Annotated in this window: 2 protein-coding genes; both read left to right on the plus strand. The window is 43.1% G+C overall.

Annotated features, from left to right (window positions below; translation table 11 throughout):
- On the plus strand, positions 1-349 hold a 349-nt coding region (gene coaE / locus KIV40_RS28645; protein ID WP_285352610.1), incomplete at its 5' end, for a dephospho-CoA kinase.
- A gap of 32 nt (positions 350-381) precedes the next feature.
- On the plus strand, positions 382-787 hold a 406-nt coding region (zapD, locus tag KIV40_RS28650), incomplete at its 3' end, for a cell division protein ZapD (protein ID WP_285352611.1).

Consider the following 787-nt stretch of genomic DNA (forward strand, 5'->3'; position numbering starts at 1 on the left):
GCTGCTTCACCCTATGATCCGCAATAAGATTGAAGAAGGGCTGACAAACATTCGCTCTCCCTATGGTTTACTCGTTGCACCTTTACTGATTGAAAACCAGATGCAAGGTATGGCAGATCGCGTTTTAATTGTTGATGTTCCTACAGAAGTTCAGATTGAACGCACTATGAACCGAGACAATGTCTCTGAAGAACAGGTCACAGCGATCCTCAAATCACAAGCTTCACGAGAGCAGCGTTTAGCGGTTGCGGATGACGTGATTAAAAACCATACTAAAAACCAAGATCTTTTGCCTCAAATCACAGAATTACATCAAAAGTATCTAGCAATAAGCACACAAGATCGGTAAAAATAGTCTTATGTTGAATGAAGGTTTGCTTGATGATCACTCATAAATTTGAACATCCTCTAAATGAGAAAACACGTATCTACTTAAGAGTGGAATCCCTCTTGAGGCAACTGCACCTGTCTTCAACATTTTCAGATGCTCAGCAGTACCAGCTATTCTTTCGTTCAATCTTCGATCTGATCGAAATCTTTGAGCAAATTCAGCTAAAGAGTGAACTGGCAAAAGACATTGAGAAGCAGCGTGTAACGTACAAGAGCTGGCTCAATGTCGAAGGCGTCGATCAAGAGATGCTGACCTCCCTGCTCAATGACATCAGCAACATCTATCGCGAATTAATGCTCGCAGAGCGCTTCGGACAATCGCTCAAAGAAGACCGCTTCTTGAGTGCCATTCGCCAACGCTTCAACCTACCGGGTGGCTCATGTTGTTTTGATTTGC

The organism is Vibrio sp. D173a (genome assembly GCF_030248475.1).